Source organism: Streptomyces sp. XD-27 (assembly GCF_030553055.1).
Lineage (GTDB): Bacteria > Actinomycetota > Actinomycetes > Streptomycetales > Streptomycetaceae > Streptomyces.
This window is the reverse complement of sequence record NZ_CP130713.1, coordinates 1252079-1268366: the sequence shown is the minus strand read 5'-3', so window position 1 is coordinate 1268366 and position 16288 is coordinate 1252079. Positions and strand designations below refer to the sequence as shown.

The window sequence follows — 16288 nt, the reverse complement described above, 5'->3', positions numbered from 1 at the left end:
CGTGACCAGCGACATCACCCTCTTCGTCAACCCGACGGCGGGCCGCGGGCGCGGTGCGCACGCGGCCCCGCCCGCCGCCCGGGTGCTGCGCGACGCCGGGTACACCGTCCGTACGGTGCTCGGCGCCGACGCCGACGACGCGTTGCGGCGCGCACGCGCGGCGGTGGCGGGCGGTACGGGCGCGCTGATCGCCGTCGGCGGTGACGGCATGGTCTCGCTCGCGCTCCAGGCCGTGGCCGGGACCGGTACGCCACTGGGCGTGGTGGCCGTCGGCACCGGGAACGACTTCGCGCGGTCCCTCGGACTGCCCGTGCGCGACCCGGCCGGGGCCGCCCGCCGCATCGCGCGGGCGCTCAAGGAGGACGGCGGGCGCGAGACCGATCTGGGCCGGGCCGGGGACACCTGGTTCGGCACCGTCCTGGCCGCCGGCTTCGACTCCCGCGTCAACGACCGCGGCAACCGCATGCGGTGGCCCACCGGACGGTTCCGCTACGACATCGCGATGCTCGCCGAACTGGCCGCGCTGCGCCCGATCCCGTTCCGCGTACGCCTGGACGACGGGCCCGAGCAGGAGGTCGAGGCCACGCTGATCGCGGTGGGCAACACCGGCTCGTACGGCGGCGGGATGCGGATCTGCGCCGATGCCCGGCCGGACGACGGCCTCTTCGACGTCACCGTCGTCGGGCCGTGCCGCCGCGCCACCCTGCTGCGCGTCTTCCCCCGGGTCTACAAGGGCACGCATCTGACGCACCCCGCGGTCACGGTGCACCGGGTCGCCGCCGTCTCGCTGGCCGCCGACGGCATCACCGGGTACGCGGACGGCGAGCGGGTCGGCGCCCTGCCCCTCACCGCGCGTACCGTTCCGGGCGCGGTCCGTGTCCTGGGCGCCTGACCGGCCCGTCCCCGTGGTCCGCGGGCCGTTCGGTGCTCTGTGGATAAAGATCGTGCGTTGTCACAGGTGGCCGGTAGTCTCGTAGACACGATGACCGACGAGCTGACTCCCGCCGAGCGCTACGCCGCGGCCCGCCGCCGGGCCGCCGAGGAGGCCACCGCGCTGGCCCCCTTCCGAGCGATGTACGACTTCGATTTGGACCCCTTCCAGATCGAGGCGTGCCAGGCCCTTGAAGCCGGCAAGGGCGTGCTGGTGGCCGCGCCCACCGGCTCCGGTAAGACGATCGTGGGCGAGTTCGCCGTCCACCTGGCCCTCACCCAGGGCCGCAAGTGCTTCTACACCACCCCGATCAAGGCGCTGTCGAACCAGAAGTACACCGACCTGGTCCGGCGCCACGGCGTCGGCCGGGTCGGGCTGCTCACCGGCGACAACAGCATCAACCCCGACGCGCCGGTGGTCGTGATGACCACCGAGGTGCTCCGGAACATGCTGTACGCGGGCTCGCAGGCGCTGCGCGGCCTCGGGTACGTGGTGATGGACGAGGTGCACTACCTGTCCGACCGCTTCCGGGGCGCGGTCTGGGAGGAGGTCATCATCCACCTCCCCGACTCCGTCACGCTCGTGTCGCTGTCCGCGACCGTGTCCAACGCCGAGGAGTTCGGCGACTGGCTGGACACCGTCCGCGGCGACACCGAGGTGATCGTCGCCGAGCGCCGACCCGTGCCCCTGTTCCAGCACGTGCTCGCGGGGCGCCGGATGTACGACCTCTTCGAGGAGCGGAGCCAGCAGGACGGCGGGCAGGGCACCGGCCGCCGCGAGGTCAACCCCGACCTGGTGCGGCTCGCCCGCATGGAGAACTCCCGGCCGAGCTTCGGGCGTGACAAGCGCCGCGGGCGCAACAACATGCGGGAGGCCGACCGGGAGCGCGAGCGCCGCCAGCGCAGCCGCATCTGGACGCCCAGCAGGCCCGAGGTCATCGACCGGCTCGACGCCGAGGGGCTGCTGCCCGCGATCACCTTCATCTTCAGCCGCGCGGGCTGCGAGGCCGCCGTGCAGCAGTGCCTGTACGCGGGGCTGCGGCTCAACGACGACGCGGCGCGCGCCAAGGTGCGGGCCATAGTCGAGGAGCGCACGGCGGGTATTCCGGACGAAGACCTGCACGTGCTGGGCTACTTCGAATGGCTGGAGGGGCTGGAGCGGGGCGTCGCCGCCCACCACGCGGGCATGCTGCCGACCTTCAAGGAGGTCGTGGAGGAACTGTTCGTCCAGGGCCTGGTGAAGGCGGTGTTCGCCACCGAGACGCTCGCGCTGGGCATCAACATGCCGGCCCGCTCGGTGGTGCTGGAGAAGCTCGTCAAGTGGAACGGCGAGCAGCACGCCGACATCACGCCGGGGGAGTACACGCAGCTGACCGGCCGTGCGGGGCGGCGCGGCATCGACGTCGAGGGCCACGCGGTGGTGCTGTGGCAGCGCGCCATGGACCCGACCGCACTGGCGGGCCTCGCGGGCACCCGCACCTATCCGCTGCGCTCGTCCTTCAAGCCGTCGTACAACATGGCGGTCAACCTGGTCTCGCAGTTCGGGCGGCACCGCTCGCGCGAGCTGCTGGAGACCTCCTTCGCCCAGTTCCAGGCCGACAAGGCGGTCGTCGGCATCTCCCGCCAGGTGCAGCGCAACGAGGAGGGGCTCGCGGGCTACCGCGACTCCATGACCTGCCACCTGGGCGACTTCGACGAGTACGCGCGGCTGCGCCGCGAGTTGAAGGACCGCGAGACCGAACTGTCCCGGCAGGGCGCGGCACAGCGGCGCGCGGCCGCCGCCGTGGCGCTGGAGAAGCTCAAGCCGGGCGATGTGATCCATGTGCCGACCGGCAAGTACGCGGGCCTGGCACTGGTGCTGGACCCGGGCCTCCCGGCGGGCCGCACCAACGCCCACCGCGGATACGAGCACCACGACGGCCCCCGGCCCCTGGTGCTCACCGCCGAACGGCAGGTCAAGCGGCTGGCCTCGATCGACTTCCCGGTCCCGGTCGAGCCGCTGGAGCGGATGCGCGTACCGAAGTCGTTCAATCCGCGCAGCCCGCAGTCCCGCCGGGACCTGGCCTCCGCGCTGCGCACCAAGGCCGGACACCACGACGTGCGGCGCCACCGCAGGGAGCGTTCGGCCGCCGCCGACGACACCGAGATCGCACGGCTGCGCGCCGCGATCCGCGCGCACCCCTGCCACGGCTGCGCCGAGCGGGAGGATCATGCCCGCTGGTCCGAGCGGTACCACCGCCTGCTGCGCGACACCCGGCAGTTGGAGCGGCGCATCGAGGGCCGTACGAACACGATCGCCCGCACCTTCGACCGGATCTGCGCGCTGCTGTCGGAGCTGGGCTATCTGCGCGGGGACGAGGTCACCGAGGACGGCCGCCGGCTGGCCCGGCTCTACGGCGAACTCGACCTGCTGGCCAGCGAGTGCCTGCGGGACGGGGTGTGGGAGGGGCTGGGGCCCGCCGAGCTGGCGGCGTGCGCCTCCGCGCTGGTCTACGAGGCGCGGCAGGCCGACGACGCGCTGCCGCCGAAGCTGCCCGCGGGCGCCGCCAAGCAGGCCCTGGGCGAGATGGTGCGCATCTGGGGCCGGTTGGACGCCCTGGAGGAGGAGCACAAGATCAACCAGGCGGAGGGCGTCGGGCAGCGCGAGCCGGACCTGGGCTTCGCCTGGGCCGCGTACCGCTGGGCCTCCGGCCACGGCCTGGACGAGGTGCTGCGCGAAGTGGACATGCCCGCCGGCGACTTCGTGCGCTGGTGCAAGCAACTCATCGACGTCCTGGGGCAGATAGCGGAGGCGGCGCCGGACGGCGGCACGGTGCGCAGGAACGCCCGCCGGGCGGTCGACGGACTGCTGCGCGGCGTCGTGGCGTACAGCTCGGTGGGGTAGTCCGAGGGGTTCGAGGACCGGGGTCCAGGGCGGACCCCGGTCGCACCACACCTACGCGGCGGTCTGGCCGCTGCCCTCCTGCTCGGCCTCGACCCGCGCGTTCCACTCCCTCTTGGACGCCTGCCAGCCGTCCTCGTCATGGCCGCGCCGCCAGTAGCCGGAGATCGACAGCCATTCGCGGGTGATCCCGCGCTCCAGCCGCAGATGCCGGCGCAACTCCTTCACGAACCCCGCCTCGCCGTGCACGAACGCCTGCACCTGGCCGGGCGGGAACTCCAGGGCCCGAACGGCTGCCACCAGCGCCTCGCCGACCGGCGCGGCGCCCCGGTGCAACCAGACGATCTCCGCACCGTCCGGTGCGGTCAGCTTCTGCTCCTCCGCCGGGCCGGCGACCTCGATCAGCGCCCGGACCGGCACCCCGTCCGGTGCGCGCTCCAGTGAGGCGGCGATGGCGGGCAGCGCGCTCTCGTCGCCCGCCAGCAGATGCCAGTCGGCCTCCGCGCCCGGCACATAGGCGCCGCCGGGGCCGAGCAGGTCGATCTCCATGCCCGGCGTGGCGGCGGCCGCCCAGGGCCCGGCCAGCCCCTCGTCGCCGTGGACGACGAAGTCCACCGTCAGCTCGCGCACGTCCGCGTTCCACTCGCGCACGGTGTACGTACGCGTCCGCGGCCACTGGTCGCGCGGGAACTCGTCGCGGATCCGGCGTATGTCGAACGGCTCGGGGTAGTCGACGCCCTCCACCCGGAAGAGCAGCTTGACGTAGTGGTCGCTCCACTCGCCCGCGGCGAACCCGGCCAGGCCGTCGCCACCGAGCACGACCCGCACCATGTGGGGGGTCAGACGTTCCGTACGCACCACGCGCCCCCGGTGGAGCTGCGGTGCCTTGCGGACGGGACGGTCAGCCACGGGTCCTCCCGATCAAGGAAATAGTTAGGATTACCTAACCTAACAGGCTCCGCTGTGCAGCGTCGTGAGCAGGCGCTGCAATGAGCCACCCAGCCCCCACCGCTCCGCAAGCCTCTCCAGCTCCGCCGGGTCCCGCGGCGTACGCGGCAGGGCCGGGTCCACCGGGGGCAGGGCGATGTCGGAGGCCACCCGCACGACCCGCGGCGCGACCGCGACGTACGGGCGGGCCTCGGCCAGGCGCTTGCGCTGCGCCGGGGTCAGCTTCGAGGCCGGGTCGTCGACCGCGGCCATGATCCCCGCCAGGTCGCCGTAGGCGGCGAGCAGCTTCGCGGCCGTCTTCTCGCCGATCCCCGGTACGCCCGGCAGGCCGTCGCTGGGGTCGCCGCGCAGCAGGGCCAGGTCCGCGTACCCCGAGCCGCCGACGCCGTACTTCTCGCGCAGCAGCGCCTCGTCCACCGTCTGCAGCGTGCCGACTCCCTTGAGCGGATAGAGCACCCGGATCCGCCGCTCGTCGTCCACCAGCTGGTACAGGTCGCGGTCGCCGGTGACGATGTCCACCGGCCCGGTCGCACGGGCGGTCAGGGTGCCGATCACGTCGTCCGCCTCGTACTCCGCGGCGCCGACGCGGGCGATGCCGACCGCGTCCAGCACCGCGTCGATCACCGGCACCTGCGGCGAGAGGGTGTCCGGGACCTCCTCCTCGTCCGGCAGCCCCTCCGGGGTCTCCTCGGCGACCCGGTGGGCCTTGTACGTCGGAATCAGCTCGACCCGCCAGTGCGGCCGCCAGTCGAAGTCCATGCAGGCGACCAGGCCGTCCGGCTGGTGGTCCCGCACCAGCCGGTCGATGAAGTCCAGCAGCCCGCGGACGGCGTTCACCGGGGTGCCGTCGGGGGCCCTGACCGAGTCCGGGACCCCGTAATAGGCGCGGAAGTAGAGGGAGGAGGTGTCGAGGAGCATCAGGCGTCGCGTCACCCCTCGATCATGCCGCACACCACTGACAGCGACGGGGGCACGGCATACGGTGAGGCGATGAGCAACCGCCCCGCTGTCCGGCGCGTGGTCTCCCTCGTGCCTTCTCTTACTGAGGCCGTGGCCGCCACCGCCCCCGAGCTGCTGGCCGGAGTCACCGACTGGTGCACCCATCCACCCGGTCTGCGCGCGGCGCGCGTCGGCGGGACGAAGAACCCGGACACCGCCCGGATCGCCGCCCTCGCCCCGGACCTCGTCATCGCCAACGAGGAGGAGAACCGGGCCCCCGACCTGGCCGCGCTGCGCGCCGCCGGACTGGAGGTGCTGGTCACCGAGGTACGCACCCTGGACCAGGCGTTCACCGAGCTGGCGCGGGTCCTGGTGGACGGCTGCGGGCTGCCGCGCCCCGACTGGCTGGACGTGGCCGAGGCGGCGTGGCGGGACGTCGCCCCCGCCGCCCCGGTGCGGCGCGCCGTCGTACCCGTATGGCGGCGGCCGTGGATGGTGCTGGGCCGGGACACCTTCGCGGGCGACCTGCTGGCGCGGCTGGGAGTGGAGCACCTGTTCCGCTCGCACAGCGAGCGCTATCCGCGTATCCCGCTCGACGAACTGCGCGCGCGGGGCGCGGACCTGGTCGTCCTGCCGGACGAGCCGTACCGCTTCACCGCCGAGGACGGCCCGGAGGCCTTTCCCGGCCTGCCCGCCGCCCTGGTCAGCGGACGGCATCTCACCTGGTACGGGCCCTCGCTGGCCGAGGCGCCCGCGGTGCTCAGCGCCGCGCTGCGGACGGCACGCTGACACGGGCCGGTGCGGGAGCGGCCGCAAGGCCTGGGACGGAGGAAGGAGCGGGAGCGGCCGCAAGGCCCGGGACGGAGGCAGGGGCCGCGGCAAGAGCCCCACGAGCGACGGCCGGGGGCGCGGCAGCACCGGCACCGGGCGTGGGCGCGGCAGAGGCCGCACCGGCGCCGACCGGGGGCGCGGCGGGGCCCGCGTTCGGGGGCGCGAGCAGCGTCCCGCGCGCCACCCCGAGCGCCGTGCGCACCGCGACCACGGACCACGCGCCCACCAGCACCGCGTACAACCCCACGGCCAGCCATGTCAGCGCGTGCAGCCCGGTGGGCCGCGCCAGCCCGGCCGCGCCCGTGACGCACGTACCCAACGGGAAGGTGAAGCCCCACCACGTCATGGCGAACGGCATGCCGCGCCGCAGCGCCCGCACCGCCAGCGCCCCGGCCAGCGCCAGCCACAGCAGCGCGAACCCCAGCACCGGGACGCCGTACGCCACGGCGAAGTACCCCCCGTGGACACCGGCCGGGGCCGCTTCCGCCAGATGGGCCGCGGCCGTCACGGACTGGCCCAGCGGCCCCAGAACCAGAAACAGGGTCGGGGTGAGCGCCGGAGCGGGCGCGCCGTGCCGCACCAGCCGGAGGAACACCGCGGGCAGGATCAGCAGCACCGCCATCAGGCTGAGCCCGAACAGCGCGTAGCAGCCCAGCAGCAGGGCCAACCGCCCTTGCCCGGCCGGAACGTGAGCCGCCAGCGCGGGCCCCAGCGCCGCCGCCACCATGGGCGGGACGACCGGCAGCAGCCACACGGGCGAGGCGTCCTGCGCGCCGATCCGGTGCCGCGTGATCATCAGATACGGGATTCCGGCCGCCGCCGCCAGCCCGATCACGGTGCCCGCGGTCCACAGCACCGCGTCCACGGCGACGGCCGCCCGCACGCCGATCACGTCCGCACCGACGGACAGCGTCCCGCCGCCGACCGCGAGCAGCGCCATCGACACGCAGCCGTAGAACGGCGCCACCGCCGGATCGAGAAGATGCGCCCGCGCCTGGTCGCGATGGCGCGCCCAGTGCGCCGCGCGGGCCGCGAGCAGCACCACCAGCGCCACCGCCGACAGCGCCCACACGGCCTCGTACGCGATACGCGACCCGGGGACGCTTGGTAGCGCGGCACCCGCGTTCGCCACGATGGCCGTTCCCATGACGACCGCGTACCAGTTGGGGCCGAGATACCGGAGGTTGCGTGACGAGATGCGCATGGAGATCACCCTCCTCGCGCGCCGCACGGCCCACCAGACCTCATGTCTCTATGACGGCATAAAGTGGGCTTATGAGCGACGCCGGCAGCGCACGGGAACCGACGGAACGGCCGCCCGAGGCCGCCGCCCCGGCCTTCGGCACGCCGATCACCCACCGCGTCCCCGATCTGGGCGCCCTGGAGCTGCTGCTCGCCGTCGCCCGCCTGGGCAGCCTCGGCCGTGCCGCCCGCGAGATGGGCATCACCCAGCCCGCCGCGAGCAGCCGCATCCGCGCCATGGAGCGCCGCCTCGGCCTCGCCCTCGTCGAACGCTCGCCGCGCGGCTCCCGCCTCACCGAGGCCGGGACGCTGGTGACGGACTGGGCGCGGCGGATCGTGGAGGCGGCCGAGGCGTTCGACGCGGGGGTCCACGCGCTGCGCGACCGGCGCGACTCCCGGCTGACGGTGGCCGCCAGCATGACGATCGCCGAATACCTGCTGCCCGGCTGGCTGATCGCGCTGCGCGCCATGCGGCCCGGCACGGCCGTCTCCCTGCTCGCGGGGAACTCCGCCGCCGTCGCCGCGCACCTGCTCGCCGGGGAGGCGGACCTGGGCTTCGTGGAGGGCCTGGACGTCGCCCCCGGCCTGGACGGCGCGGTCATCGGCCGCGACCGGCTCGCCGTGGTCGTCGCGCCCGACCACCCTTGGGCGCGCCGCCGCGTCCCCGTCAGCCCCCAGGAGCTCGCCGGAACCCCGCTCGTCCTGCGCGAACGCGGCTCGGGCACCCGCCAGGTCCTCCACGAAGCCCTCGCCGCGTACGGGGGCCTCGCCGACCCGCTGCTGGAACTCGCCTCCACCACGGCCGTGAAGGCCGCGGCGATCAGCGGCGCCGGACCCGCCGTCCTGAGCCGGCTGGCCGTCCGCGAGGAGCTGGCGGCCCGCCGACTGGCCGAGATACCGCTGGCGGAGGTGCGGCTGCGCCGCGACCTGCGCGCGGTCTGGCCCGCCGGGCAGCGCCCGGCGGGCCCGGCCCGCGACTTGCTGGGTCTCACGCGGTCGGCGGAGCGCTAGAACCGCCCCCCCGGACCGCCGTCCCCTGGTCTCACGGACCGCCGGACCCCCGGGGCGCCGTCCCCCCGGTTCCCCGGACCCCCGGAGGGCTGCCGGCTCCCCGGACCGCCGCCCCCGGACCCCCGGAGGGCTGCCGGCTCCCCGGAGCGCTACCCCATGTCGCAGCAGCTGTCCCGCCGCAGCATCCGGCCGACCTCCAGCCAGCGCCGCACCGGTGCGCCCCCGCGTACGGACGCCGCCCCCGGAAACGCCCCGACCAGGTCCCGCGTGCTGTACGGCACCCCGCCGCGCAGCACCGACTCCGTCCGTACGAGCGAGTCGAAGTCGGTGAACGGGTCGCCGTCCACGACCACCACGTCCGCGGCCTTGCCCACCTCCAGCGTGCCCAGATCGCGCTCCGCGCCGAAGACTCGAGCCGGCAGCACGGTCGCCGTACGCAGCGCCTCGGCCGGCGACAGCCCGTACCGGTGCAGCGCCCGCAGCCCCAGGTGCAGATGCAGACCCACCGGCACCAGCGGGGCGTCCGTGCCCAGCGCCACGAGCCCGCCGCGCTCCAGTACCCGCCGGTAGACGCCGATCTCGGTGCGCAGCGTGGCGAGTTGCGCGGCGGTGGGCGGCGTACCGGCGAGCTGGCGGACCAGGGCGGTGTCCCACGGCGGCATCAGCCGGGTGACCCGCTCGTCCTCCGCCAGCGCCGGATCCGCCCCGATCAGCGGCTGGGCGGTGAAGGGGGTGGCGATCATCCGGAAGTCGGTCGCCGTGTAGATCTCCGTCAGGTCCTGGTAGGCGTGGCCGGTGGCCGACGTGGCGTGACCGTACTCCAGCCGCTGCGTGGCCTGGAGGTGGGTCGTGAGGTCCTGTCCGAGCTGCACCCCCGGCGAGCACAGGTGGCTGCCCGTGCGCACCCCGAGCCGGTCGTGGGCGAAGCGCGCGGCCTCCTCCATCACCCAGCCCGGGGCCCGGACATACGTCTTGACGAAGTCCCAGTCGAGGGCCGCGCCGCGCTCCAGCGAGCGCCGCAGTCCCGCGCGGGTCCGGTGCGCCCGCCCCATGCTGTAGGCCACGCGCGGGCCGTCGAGCAGTTCGCCGCAGGTCAGCAGCCGGGGACCGGCGAGCGCACCCGCCGCGACCGCCTCGCGGATGCGGGCCTGTTCGTAGGAGAAGCCGCCGAGCGAGACGGCGGTGGTGATGCCGTACGCGAGCTGCAACGCGGTCTGGCGGCCGCCGTAGGTGTACTGCCAGGGGTGCGTGTGCGCGTCCCACAGCCCCGGCAGCACGGTCCGGGCGGACGCGTCGACGCGGCGCCGGGCGGCCCGGCCCGCCCGGTGCGGCTCGACGGCGGCCACCCGCCCGCCGCGCACCACGAGGTCGACGTCCTCCCGGACCCGGTCCCCGGTGCCATCCCAGAACCGGCCCGCGTGGACGACCGTGTCGACGGGTGCCGGCCGCCGGTGGTCGAGCGGGACCCGTACCGTACGGGCCGTCCCGCTCGCCACGTCCAGCAGCCGCAGCCTGCCCGCCGACAGATACAGGACGGTGCGCCCGTCCCCGGACCACGACGGGTGGTCGGCGGGCTCGTCGGTCAGCCGCCGCGGCTCCCCGTCGGGCGTGCCGTCCTTCCGCACCGGCAGCAGCCACAGCGCCGATTCCGCGATGACGGCCATGTGGCGGCCGTCCGGGGACCATACGGGGCCCGAGTCGTAGCGGTCGGACAGCGACAGGTGCGGGGCGAGCGCGTGCAGCCGCGCCGCGCCACTGGCCGCGTCCACCACCCGGATGAGGTTGTAGCCCTCGCGGAAGCGCTGGTTGAGCCGGTTGCGGTCGCAGAAGGCGATGCGGCGGCCGTCGGGCGACCAACTCGGCCGGCCGGGCAGCCCGCCGCCGCCGAGTGCCGCGACCAGCACCCGCTCCGCGCCCGTCGCCAACTCCCGCACAAGGAGATTTCCCGACATGTCGATACAGGCGAGCCGGGTGCCGTCGGGGGAGAGCGCCGGATGCACCCGGCCACCGGAGGCGAGTACGGTCTCCGCGCCACCGGCCAGCTCCCGGCGGCGCACCGCGAGCAGCCCGTCGCGGTCGTCCGCGTACACCAGACCGTCGCCGTCGGGAGTCCAGACGGGGCCGAGCAGATAGCGGGTGGGATCGGCCCGGACGATCCGGCGCGGGGCGCGGCCGCCCGTGACGTCCGCGACCCACAGGGAGTTGAGCGCGGCGAACGCGACCCGCCGCCCGTCCGGGGAGAGGGCGGGCAGATGCAGGGCGCGCACCGGGCGGATCCCGCCACCGGCCTCGATGTCGTACCGCTTGACGCGGTACCGGGGGCGGTCCACCGGTAAGGCGGCCGTGAACGGGATGGTCTCGGCCCGCTCCGGGGCGTCGGGCCGGACGATCCGGAACCGCCCGCCGACGGTCAGCAGCAACTCCTCCCGCGAGATCCAGCGCGGCGGTACGGGAGCCACGTCCCCGTCCACCGCGACGGCCGCGCCGTCCACCACGAGCGTGCACGAGCCCGCGGGGGCGGGGGTGGTGCGCAGACAGGCGAGCCGGCCGCCCGGCGAGACGGCGGGCGCCATCAGCTGGGCCGCGGCCGGCTCGCTGTGCTCCAGCCGCACGGGGCCGCCGCCGTCGGCCGGTACGGAGGCGACGGTACGGGCGTCGAGCGTGGTCCCGCCGGCCGGTGCCGCCGTCGGTGTCGCGCGGATGAAGAGCACCCGCTCGCCGTCGGCCGACCAGGTGGGGTCGAAGTCCTCCCAGGCGCCGTCCTGGAGCGGCCCTTCCTGCCCGGGGACCCCGGTGAGCCGGGTGAGACCGCCCGTGGCCAGGTCGAGCACCCACACCCGGTAGGGGCTGCCGGCCACGGGATCGCCGCCGCGCTCGGACGCGAAGGCGATCCGGGTGCCGTCGGGCGACCAGGCGGGGCCGCGGTCGTCCCACGGGCCGTCCGTTCGCTGCCGCACATCGGAACCGTCCGGCCGCATCGTCCAGATGTGGAATCCGCCGCCCCGGTACGCGCACAGCGCGATCAGCGCACCGTCGGGGGAGAAGACCGGACGGTTCGGTTCCAGCCCGGCCGGGGTGAGCGCCGTGGCCGCGCCGCCCTTCCGGGGCACCGACCACAGCACGTTCTGTATCTCGGCGACCAGCCGGTCACCCGAAGGGGCCAGCGTGGCCGCGCCGTTGGTGGCCGCGGTGAAGGAGAGCGTGGCGCCGTGCGCCTCGGTGGCCGCGGCCGAGGCCGGCGGCAGAACGGCGGCCGCACCGGCCGCGGCGGCGGTTCCCGCCGCCGTCTGCAGGAAGCCTCTGCGGGACAGGGCGAAGGGGGCGCGACGAGGCTCGGGGCCGGTCGGGGAAACGTCCGTGGACTCCAACGGTCCTCCTGTGACACGGGAGTTGTGCGGTCCGGGTGTGGGGCGTGAGGTGACGTTCGTCGTATCGGTTGCCTACCACACAGACCTAAGTCGCAACACAATGCGCAGTTGGCCTTGGCTTATGCGCCACGCGAAGGGAGAGTGTGCTCCCGGAAACCGATCCCGACCCCAACCCACCACCCGCCGCGACCTCAGAACGCACCATTCGACGTCAGAAGTCACCCATCCCGACCGCAGAAGTCACCCCAACGGCCCAGGAGACGACACGGCATGCCCGCCACCGGCACCCCCCACCGCACCGGTCATCTGCACGCCCCCGACGGCGTGCGCGTCGCCACGTACACGTGGCTGCCGGAGAACGGTCAACCGCGGGCCCTCGTCCAGATCGCCCACGGGGCCGCGGAGCACGCCCTGCGCTACGACCGGTTCGCCCGCTTCCTCGCGGCGCACGGCTATGCCGTCATCGCCTCCGACCACCGCGGCCACGGCGCCACCGCCCAGACGGCCGGCGGCTACGGCGTCGTCGGCGAGGACAGCTGGCGCGCCATCGTCTCCGACCTGCGCGCCATCGGCGACCAGGCGCGCGCCGAGCACCCCGGCCTGCCGCTGGTCCTGTTCGGCCACAGCCTGGGATCGATGTTGGCGCGGGACAGCGCGCAGGAGTACGGCGAGGAACTGGCCGGGCTGATCCTGTCGGGCACGTTCCGGTCGTTCCCGGGCGTGGAGACGGAGGAGGCGGTCGCGCACGTCGAACGCGAGATCGCGCAGCGCGGCCGTACCGCCCTGTCCACCTTCATCCCCGCGCTCTTCGCGTCCTTCAACGACCCGTACGAGTTCGGGACGGGCTTCGAGTGGCTGTCGCGGGACGCGGCCGAGGTCGCGGCGTACGCGGCGGACGAGCGCTGCGGCTTCCCGTTCAGCGCCGGGCTGTCGCTGGACTGGGTGCGCGCGGTGCGGAAGATCAACGACCCGCGGAACCAGGCCCGGATCCCGGCGACGCTGCCGGTGCACATCGCCGTGGGCACGGAGGACCCGTGCAACCAGCGCATGACCCTGGTGTACGAACTCCTGGAGGACTTCCGCTACATCGGCACCCGGGACCTGACGTGGAAGAGCTACCAGGGCGCACGGCACGAGATCCTCAACGAGACGAATCGCGACGAGGTGCAGGAGGACCTGCTGGCGTGGCTGGACCGGCACGTGTGACGGCTGCCGGGGCGCGTTGTCAGTGGGCGGGGCTACGGTCTTCGTAGTCGCATGACGTCGTGTTCGTCATGCGTATTCGTCGTCGTATGAGCCGTGCGAGCGGTTGGCACGCCGTACGCAGGTGACCGCTGGAACGGAGGGCCCATGGCCACCGCCGAGGACGTCCGCACGATCGCGCTCGCGCTGCCGGAGACGGAGGAGAAGCTCGCCTGGGGCATACCGACCTTCCGGGTGAAGGGGAAGATCTTCGCGTCGCTGGCCGACGACGACGCGTCCGTGGGGGTGAAGTGCCCCGTGGAGGAGCGCGCGGAGCTGATCGCGTCGGAGCCGGAGAAGTTCTTCATCCGCCCCGGCCACGACGACGCCTTCGCGTGGGTACGGGTCCGGCTGGCGGCGCTGGACGACACCGCTGAACTGCGGGACATCCTGCACGACTCGTGGCGCCAGGCGGCTCCGCGCAAGCTCGCGGAAGCGTTCCCCGGCGGCGTCGCCGAGGGGTGAGGCGGCCGGGGCGGCACCGGCGCGACGGGGCCCTGACGCGCCGGTGCCGCCCCGGCACAGGCGGTACGTCGCGCCCGGCTGCCCGTCGGGCCGCCCGTTCGGCTGACTGACTGGTCGACCAGCCGGCGCCGGCCGGACGATCAGCGGGCGGCGGCGAGCGGGAGGAAGGCGGAGACCCGCTCGCGCAGCGAGGCGGGGTCGAGCCCCTGCCCGGCCAGATGCTCCTCGATCGTGCCGTAGCGGCGCAGCTCGCGACGGCCGACGCCCAGGCCGAGCACACGGTGCGGGATGTCCCCGAGGGCATCGTTCGCGGCGGCCGTGGAGGTGCCCGCGAGGTACGGCTCGACGAGGACGACGTCCGCCGCGGCGGTGGCTCCGGCGGCGCGACGTACGGCGGCACGCAGCGACCGGCCGTCGAAGGGCCGTACGGTCGTGGCGTACAGCACGGTGACGTCCAGCCCCGCGACGGCCGCCAGCACGCTGTCGAGCATGGGCCCGACGGCGACGACCACGCCGCCGCTGCCCTCGCGCACGGTGTGGAACCGGTCTCCGGTGACCGGCAGCCCGACGGTGTTGACGTGCGCCGACAGCCGTACGTACACCTTGTCGTCACCGGCGGCGGCAGCGTGCCGCAGCAGGACCTCGGCCTCGTCGGGGTGACCGGGCACATGGACGGTCCAGCCGTCCAGCGTGTCCAGCAGGGCGACGTCGCCGGGCGCCATGTGGGTGAAGCCGCCCGCCGGCCAGTCGTAGGACCCACCGGCGCTGACCAGGACACCTCCGGTCCCCTGGTGCCCGAAGTCGAGCTTCACCTGCTCGAAGGGCCGCTCGACCAGAAAGCTGGCGAAGGTGTGCATGATCGGCCGCAGCCCGGTCAGCGCCAGCCCGCCGCCCACGCCGATGAGCAGTTGCTCGCGGATCCCGACGTTGATCACGCGGTCGGGGTGGTCGCGGGCGGCGTCGGCGAACCCGTCCTTCCCGATCTCGGCCAGCACGACGGCGAGCCGCGGGTCGTCGTCGAGGAGGCGGGAGGTGACGGCGGCGAAGCGCTCGCGCATGGTGTCCATGGAAGATCCTTTTCAGGACGCAGAGGAGTGGATGAAGAGCGAAGAGCAGAGGAAAGAGGGCGAAGCGGAAGGAACAGAAGGAAAAGAGCCCAAAAGTGGAGGGGGGCTCAGTAGCCCTTGGCCTCGACGCGGGCGACGACGGCGTGCGGCCGCCCGGGGTGCGGGGCGGTGAAGGCTGCGTACAGGGCGTCGTGATCGCGCCCGTCGACGGTCGCGGCGGTCCATCCGGCGGCCTCGAACCGGGAGGCGATGCCGCCGCGCCAGCCATGGGTGGCGGAGGAGTTGTCGATCACCAGTGTGTGCAGTCGCTCCAGCCCGGCGGCGCCCGCGTAGGCGATGGCCTCGTGGTTGCTGCCCTCGTCCAGCTCGGCGTCGCCGATCAGCACCCAGACCGCGGGTTCGTCGCGCCCCTGGGCGCGCAGCCCCAGTGCCGTCCCGACGGCGAGCGGCAGCCCGTGCCCGAGCGATCCGCTGCCGATCTCGGCGCCCGGCACGAGCATCCGGTCAGGGTGGTGCCCCAGCGGCGACTCGTAGGAGCCGAAGCCGGACAGCAGGGAGACGGGGAAGAAGCCCTTGGCGGCGAGGACCGCGTAGTACGCCATCGGCCCGTGGCCCTTGGAGAGCAGGAACCGGTCCCGGTGGTCCGCGTCCGGGGCGCCCGGGTCGACACGCAGCACGCGGTCGTAGAGCACCCAGAGCGCGTCGAGGGTGGAGGTGGCGGCGGGGCCGTGCTTCTCGTCTCCGGTCATCGCGCTCATCAGCCGCGGCAGATCCGCGTACTCGTATCCGCCCTCAACTGCTGGGGAAGTCGTCGTCGAAGTCATGAGGCAACCCTGCAACTTGAAGTCGACTTGAAGTCAAGCGCTAGGCTCCGGGGCCATGACCTCGAAGCATGACCGGCTGACCATCGGCGAACTCGCCGCCCGCAGCGGCCTCGCGACATCCGCGCTGCGCTACTACGAGGAGGTGGGCCTGATCCACGCCGAACGCACGGCCGGCGGCCAGCGCCGCTTCCCGCGCGCCACGCTGCGCCGGGTCGCCTTCGTCCGCGCGGCGCAGCAGGTGGGCCTGTCCCTGGACGAGGCCCGCGCGGCGCTCGCCCGCCTGCCGGAGGACCGCGCCCCCACCGCCACCCAGTGGAACGCGGTCGCCCGCACCTGGACCCACCGCATCGACGAGCAGATCGCCGACCTGGAGCGGCTCAAGCTCAGACTGACCGGCTGCATCGGCTGCGGTTGCCTGTCGCTGCGGAAATGCGGGCTCTACAACCCGGAGGACGAGGCGGCGGACGCCGGCGCCGGCGCGCGCTACCTGCTGGGGGACGACCCGAAGCCCTCCTGACACACGACGGCCCGCCGCCCACC

13 protein-coding genes are annotated in these 16288 nt (G+C 74.1%); 7 read left to right on the top strand and 6 right to left on the bottom strand.

Annotated features, from left to right (window positions below; all coding sequences use genetic code 11):
- Position 1 precedes the first annotated feature (1 nt).
- Together Q3Y56_RS05410 and Q3Y56_RS05405 are read left to right on the top strand one after the other, a co-directional pair.
- Positions 2-892 carry a diacylglycerol kinase gene (locus tag Q3Y56_RS05410; RefSeq protein WP_304460822.1) on the top strand — a complete coding sequence of 297 codons (891 nt, stop codon included), beginning with the start codon at positions 2-4 and terminating at the stop codon, positions 890-892.
- A 90-nt stretch (positions 893-982) separates the two neighbouring features.
- Positions 983-3814 carry an RNA helicase gene (locus tag Q3Y56_RS05405; protein WP_304460821.1) on the top strand — a complete coding sequence of 944 codons (2832 nt, stop codon included), beginning with the start codon at positions 983-985 and terminating at the stop codon, positions 3812-3814.
- A 51-nt stretch (positions 3815-3865) separates the two neighbouring features.
- Here the strand turns inward: Q3Y56_RS05405 and Q3Y56_RS05400 are convergent, their stop codons facing one another.
- On the bottom strand, positions 3866-4720 hold the full coding sequence (locus tag Q3Y56_RS05400) for a siderophore-interacting protein (protein WP_304460820.1): 855 nt from the start codon (positions 4718-4720) through the stop codon (positions 3866-3868).
- A gap of 39 nt (positions 4721-4759) precedes the next feature.
- Positions 4760-5692, bottom strand: a complete 933-nt coding sequence (locus tag Q3Y56_RS05395; RefSeq protein WP_304460819.1) for a 5'-3' exonuclease — start codon at positions 5690-5692, stop codon at positions 4760-4762.
- Between the two features lie 57 nt (positions 5693-5749).
- On the opposite strand from Q3Y56_RS05395, the gene Q3Y56_RS05390 reads away from it, so the two are divergent.
- Positions 5750-6487 (top strand): helical backbone metal receptor, encoded by a 738-nt coding sequence (locus tag Q3Y56_RS05390; RefSeq protein ID WP_304460818.1) that lies wholly within the window; start codon positions 5750-5752, stop codon positions 6485-6487.
- On the opposite strand, the gene Q3Y56_RS05385 is transcribed toward Q3Y56_RS05390, so the two are convergent.
- Positions 6459-7733: a TDT family transporter gene (locus Q3Y56_RS05385; protein WP_304460817.1), complete on the bottom strand. Its 1275-nt coding sequence runs from the start codon at positions 7731-7733 to the stop codon at positions 6459-6461. The two genes, Q3Y56_RS05390 and Q3Y56_RS05385, sit on opposite strands and share 29 nt — an antisense overlap.
- 146 nt (positions 7734-7879) lie before the next feature.
- Between Q3Y56_RS05385 and Q3Y56_RS05380 the strand changes: the two genes are divergently transcribed.
- Positions 7880-8782: a LysR family transcriptional regulator gene (locus Q3Y56_RS05380; RefSeq protein WP_304465476.1), complete on the top strand. Its 903-nt coding sequence runs from the start codon at positions 7880-7882 to the stop codon at positions 8780-8782.
- 149 nt (positions 8783-8931) lie between these two features.
- On the opposite strand, the gene Q3Y56_RS05375 is transcribed toward Q3Y56_RS05380, so the two are convergent.
- Positions 8932-12150 carry an amidohydrolase family protein gene (locus tag Q3Y56_RS05375; RefSeq protein ID WP_304460816.1) on the bottom strand — a complete coding sequence of 1073 codons (3219 nt, stop codon included), beginning with the start codon at positions 12148-12150 and terminating at the stop codon, positions 8932-8934.
- Positions 12151-12420: 270 nt separating this feature from the next.
- Here Q3Y56_RS05375 and Q3Y56_RS05370 point away from each other — a divergent pair, with 270 nt between their 5' ends.
- Both Q3Y56_RS05370 and Q3Y56_RS05365 read left to right on the top strand, forming a co-directional pair.
- Positions 12421-13356, top strand: a complete 936-nt coding sequence (locus tag Q3Y56_RS05370) for an alpha/beta hydrolase (RefSeq protein ID WP_304460815.1) — start codon at positions 12421-12423, stop codon at positions 13354-13356.
- A 144-nt stretch (positions 13357-13500) separates the two neighbouring features.
- Positions 13501-13857 carry an MmcQ/YjbR family DNA-binding protein gene (locus Q3Y56_RS05365; protein WP_304460814.1) on the top strand — a complete coding sequence of 119 codons (357 nt, stop codon included), beginning with the start codon at positions 13501-13503 and terminating at the stop codon, positions 13855-13857.
- Positions 13858-13997: 140 nt separating this feature from the next.
- Here Q3Y56_RS05365 and Q3Y56_RS05360 read toward each other — a convergent pair whose 3' ends face one another.
- Together Q3Y56_RS05360 and Q3Y56_RS05355 are read right to left on the bottom strand one after the other, a co-directional pair.
- Positions 13998-14924 (bottom strand): transketolase family protein, encoded by a 927-nt coding sequence (locus tag Q3Y56_RS05360; RefSeq protein ID WP_304460813.1) that lies wholly within the window; start codon positions 14922-14924, stop codon positions 13998-14000.
- A 107-nt stretch (positions 14925-15031) separates the two neighbouring features.
- Positions 15032-15748 carry a transketolase gene (locus tag Q3Y56_RS05355; RefSeq protein WP_304460812.1) on the bottom strand — a complete coding sequence of 239 codons (717 nt, stop codon included), beginning with the start codon at positions 15746-15748 and terminating at the stop codon, positions 15032-15034.
- A 55-nt stretch (positions 15749-15803) separates the two neighbouring features.
- Here Q3Y56_RS05355 and soxR point away from each other — a divergent pair, with 55 nt between their 5' ends.
- A complete protein-coding gene (gene soxR, locus Q3Y56_RS05350; RefSeq protein WP_304460811.1) occupies positions 15804-16265 on the top strand; it encodes a redox-sensitive transcriptional activator SoxR in 462 nt (153 codons plus the stop codon).
- Positions 16266-16288: the final 23 nt, after the last annotated feature.